7 protein-coding genes are annotated in these 4042 nt (G+C 64.4%); 1 reads left to right on the top strand and 6 read right to left on the bottom strand.

Features of this window, described 5'->3' with window-relative positions:
• From QOD90_RS29325 to infA, 6 genes are all read right to left on the bottom strand, one after another.
• Positions 1-92: hypothetical protein (locus QOD90_RS29325; protein ID WP_526355736.1), on the bottom strand; the 92-nt coding region annotated here is incomplete at its 3' end.
• A 77-nt stretch (positions 93-169) separates the two neighbouring features.
• The gene (rpsD, locus tag QOD90_RS29320; RefSeq protein WP_526355734.1) at positions 170-775 is read right to left on the bottom strand and encodes a 30S ribosomal protein S4; all 606 of its coding nucleotides are present in this window, start codon (positions 773-775) and stop codon (positions 170-172) included.
• A gap of 15 nt (positions 776-790) precedes the next feature.
• Positions 791-1207, bottom strand: coding sequence for a 30S ribosomal protein S11 (rpsK, locus tag QOD90_RS29315; protein ID WP_526355732.1), 417 nt, complete (start codon positions 1205-1207; stop codon positions 791-793).
• A 4-nt stretch (positions 1208-1211) separates the two neighbouring features.
• A complete protein-coding gene (gene rpsM / locus QOD90_RS29310) occupies positions 1212-1592 on the bottom strand; it encodes a 30S ribosomal protein S13 (RefSeq protein WP_526355730.1) in 381 nt (126 codons plus the stop codon).
• Between the two features lie 194 nt (positions 1593-1786).
• A complete protein-coding gene (gene rpmJ, locus QOD90_RS29305; protein WP_079925868.1) occupies positions 1787-1900 on the bottom strand; it encodes a 50S ribosomal protein L36 in 114 nt (37 codons plus the stop codon).
• Positions 1901-1923: 23 nt separating this feature from the next.
• The gene (gene infA, locus QOD90_RS29300; RefSeq protein ID WP_284228622.1) at positions 1924-2145 is read right to left on the bottom strand and encodes a translation initiation factor IF-1; all 222 of its coding nucleotides are present in this window, start codon (positions 2143-2145) and stop codon (positions 1924-1926) included.
• A gap of 237 nt (positions 2146-2382) precedes the next feature.
• Here infA and QOD90_RS29295 point away from each other — a divergent pair.
• Positions 2383-4042: NAD(P)/FAD-dependent oxidoreductase (locus tag QOD90_RS29295; protein WP_526355728.1), on the top strand; the 1660-nt coding region annotated here is incomplete at its 3' end.

Here is a 4042-nt window from a genome sequence, read left to right as displayed (position 1 = left end):
CCGAATCCGGGCTCCAAGGGCTCGATGACGAACTTGGACCGGTTCTCGGCAAGGCTCTCTTCGGACAGGGTGGGGCGCTGTGAGATCAGCATTTTCTTCTTCTATCTCCTTCTCGACATCCGCTATTTGATGCCGGTCAGTTGGTCACGGCCGGTTGGCCGCAACACCATTACTTCGAGTAGAACTCGACGATCAGCTGCTCGGCGAGCGGCACCTGGATCTGCGCGCGCTCGGGAAGCTGGTGGACGAGGATGCGCTGGCGTTCGCCGACGACCTGGATCCAACCCGGGATCGGGCGGTCGCCTGCAGTCTGGCGCGACAGCTCGAAGGGCAGGGTGTTCAACGACTTCTCGCGAATGTCGATGATGTCGTACTGCGAGACGCGGTAGCTGGGGATGTCGACCTTCACGCCGTTGACGGTGAAGTGACCGTGGCTGACCAGCTGACGGGCCATCCGACGCGTGCGGGCGAGCCCGGCGCGGTAGATGACGTTGTCGAGCCGGCTCTCCAGGATCTGCAGCAGGTTCTCGCCGGTCTTACCCGAGTGGCGGTTGGCCTCTTCGTAGTAACGACGGAACTGCTTCTCCATCACGCCGTAGGTGAAGCGAGCCTTCTGCTTCTCCTGCAGCTGCGTGCGGTATTCGCTTTCCTTGATCCGCGCACGGCCGTGCTGGCCGGGCGGGTAGGGGCGCTTTTCGAAGGACTGATCTCCACCGACGAGGTCGACGCCGAGACGACGCGACTTGCGGGTGACGGGTCCGGTATAACGAGCCATTTTCTCTTGTCTCCTCTAGACCCGGCGCCGCTTGGGCGGACGGCAGCCGTTGTGCGGCTGCGGCGTGACGTCGGAAATAGCGCCAACCTCAAGGCCGGCGGCCTGCAGCGAACGGATCGCGGTCTCGCGGCCCGAACCCGGGCCCTTCACGAAGACGTCGACCTTCTTGACACCGTGCTCTTGGGCCTTGCGGGCGGCGTTCTCCGCGGCCAGCTGTGCGGCGAACGGGGTCGACTTACGCGAGCCCTTGAAGCCGACGTGACCCGACGATGCCCAGGCGATGACGTTGCCCTGCTGGTCGGTGATCGACACGATCGTGTTGTTGAACGTGCTCTTGATGTGAGCGGCGCCGTGCGGAACGTTCTTCTTTTCCTTGCGGCGCGTCTTCTGGCCCTTCTTGGGACCAGCTCCGGTCTTCTTGGCCTGTGCCATGTGCTTACCTGGCCTTCTTCTTGCCGGCGATGGTGCGCTTCGGGCCCTTGCGGGTGCGCGCGTTGGTCTTGGTTCGCTGGCCACGCACCGGCAGGCCACGGCGGTGCCGCAGACCCTGGTAGCAGCCGATCTCGATCTTGCGACGGATGTCGGCCTGCACCTCGCGGCGCAGATCGCCCTCGACCTTGATGCTGGCGTTGCTCTCGATGTAATCGCGCAACTGTGAGACCTGGTCGTCGGTCAGGTCCTTGGTGCGCAGATCGAAGTCGATGCCGGTGGCCGACAGGATTTCCTGGGAGCGGGTACGGCCAATGCCGTAGATATAGGTCAGCGCGATCTCCATGCGCTTGTCGCGCGGGAGGTCTACGCCCAGTAGACGTGCCATCAGGCAGTGATTCCTTTTCGTTGCGGAGGTCTTGTCCCAGTCCGTTCCCCTCACGGGGTCCGGCCTCCGTGCCGGACGTGCATGAGCAGCCCAATCTCTAAAGATTCCAGCCGCTCAGTGGTACTGGGAGTTCATCATTCAGTTGTGTTGCTGGCTGCGCGACTACCTAAGCTGTCTGGTCTTCGCGCAAGCGCTCATCCCTGACGCTGCTTGTGGCGCGGGTCGGAGCAGATCACCATGACCCGCCGATGGCGACGGATCACCCTGCACTTGTCGCAGATTGGCTTGACGCTCGGGTTCACCTTCACGGCGGTCGATCCTGTCTTGTTAGTTACTTGTAGCGGTAAACGATGCGGCCCCGGGAGAGGTCGTAGGGAGACAACTCCACGACGACGCGGTCCTCGGGCAGAATGCGGATGTAGTGCTGCCGCATCTTGCCGCTGATGTGCGCGAGCACCTTGTGGCCGTTCTCCAGCTCAATGCGGAACATCGCATTGGGCAGGGGTTCGACAACGCGGCCCTCTACCTCGATGGCACCCTCTTTTTTACCCATGTCCTCCGTAATTCCCTATCCGGCGCTGCAAGCACCGACTCCGACTACAAAACGTGAGCCGGATTGGTTAAATTCCAGGACAGGGCACGCAAGAGCCGGCGCGGATGCCGCACCGTTGGTCAATAGTACCCGCTCGGGGGCGTCGGCCAAAATCACCGAATCACCCGCTTCGGTGTTCGCTTAGAGCCTCGCAGTTGGGTCGATATCCACTGGACGACCAGCGCATAATCGTTCGTGATGACTGGAACCGTTTCCCAGCCCCGCAACCCCGTGATTCTGACCGTGGACGACGATCCCGCCGTGTCGCGCGCCGTTGCGCGCGATCTGCGCCGCCATTACGGCGAGCGGTATCGCATCGTGCGCGCCGAGAGCGGGCCCGACGCGCTGGCCACCCTGAAGGAACTGAAGCTGCGCGGCGAGACCGCGGCAGTGCTCGTCGCGGACTACCGGATGCCTCAAATGAGCGGCATCGAGTTCCTCGAGAAGGCGATGGACCTGTTTCCGCTGGCGCGCCGGGTGCTTCTCACCGCCTACGCGGATACCCACGCCGCGATCGACGCCATCAACGTCGTCGACCTCGACCACTACCTGCTCAAGCCGTGGGACCCGCCCGAGGAGAAGCTGTACCCCGTCATCGACGGCCTGCTCGAGGAGTGGCGCGCCGTCGGTGACAGGGCGATGCCGTTCACCAAGGTAATCGGCCATCGCTGGAACCAACGGTCGTGGGAGGTGCGCCAGTTCCTGGCGCGCAATCAGTTCCCGTTCCGCGCCTTCATGGCCGACGAGCCCAAGGGCAAGCAGCTTCTCGACGCGGCCGGACTCGACGGCCTCACGCTGCCGGTGGTGATCACCGAGAAGGGTGAGGCGCTGGTTGAGCCGTCGGACGGTCAGCTCGCCGAGATGCTCGGGCTGTCCACCGAACCGTCGCTGCAGATGTACGACCTGGCCGTCATCGGTGGCGGCCCGGCAGGCCTTGCCTCCGCGGTGTACGGGGCGTCGGAGGGCCTCGAGACCGTGCTCATCGAACGCACCACGACGGGCGGGCAGGCCGGTCGCAGTTCGCGGATCGAGAACTACCTCGGCTTTCCGATCGGCGTCTCGGGTGCCGAGCTGACCAATTCGGCCCGCAGGCAGGCCGAGCGGTTCGGCGCCGAGGTCATCACCACCCGCGACGTGGTCAAGCTGCACGTCGGCGAGACCGCGCCCACCATCGAGTTCGAGGACGGCAGCACCATCGGCGCACGGTCGGTGATCCTGGCGACCGGCGTCGAGTACCAGGAACTGAAGGTCGTCGGCTGCTGGAGTGACCCAGCCGATCCCGATGGCTGCAACTACGTCGGGCGCGGTGTCTACTACGGCGCGACGGTGTCCGACGCCGAGGAATGCCGCGGCGAGGACGTGTACATCGTCGGCGGCGCCAACTCGGCCGGCCAGGCCGCGATGTTCATGTCCAAGACCGCCAAGTCGGTGACACTGCTGGTGCGGGGCCCGTCGCTGGAGGCGTCGATGTCGCACTACCTGATCGAGCAGATCGAGAAGAACGACAAGATTTACGTCCGGACCTGCACCGAAGTCGTCGACACGGTCGGCGAGGACGATCACCTCTCCGGCCTGGTGCTGCTGGACCGGCAGTCGGGCGAGAAGACGTCGGTCACGTGTGGGCGGTTGTGTTGTTTCATCGGCGCCACGCCACGAACCGACTGGCTCGACGGTGTCCTCGCCCTGGATGACCGCGGCTTCGTATTGGCCGGGCCGGACCTCAAGGACGTCGTCGGCTGGAGCCATCGCGACCGTCCGCCGCATCATCTGGAAACAAGTGTGCCCGGTGTGTTTGTTGCAGGTGACGTGCGCTCGGAATCCGCGAAGCGGGTGGCGGCCGCCGTCGGCGAAGGGTCGA

This window comes from Mycobacterium sp. (assembly GCF_032161845.1).
In the GTDB taxonomy this organism is placed as follows: Bacteria; Actinomycetota; Actinomycetes; order Mycobacteriales; family Mycobacteriaceae; genus Mycobacterium.
Note: the sequence above shows the minus strand (reverse complement) of the source record. Positions and strands in the feature narration are given on the sequence as shown.

Coding starts and splice junctions, on each gene's coding strand:
- infA (WP_284228622.1), bottom strand. CDS start 2,145: ATGGGTAAAAAAGAGGGTGCCATCGAGGTAGAGGGCCGCGTTGTCGAA.
- rpsD (WP_526355734.1), bottom strand. CDS start 775: ATGGCTCGTTATACCGGACCCGTCACCCGCAAGTCGCGTCGTCTCGGC.
- rpsK (WP_526355732.1), bottom strand. CDS start 1,207: ATGGCACAGGCCAAGAAGACCGGAGCTGGTCCCAAGAAGGGCCAGAAG.
- rpsM (WP_526355730.1), bottom strand. CDS start 1,592: ATGGCACGTCTACTGGGCGTAGACCTCCCGCGCGACAAGCGCATGGAG.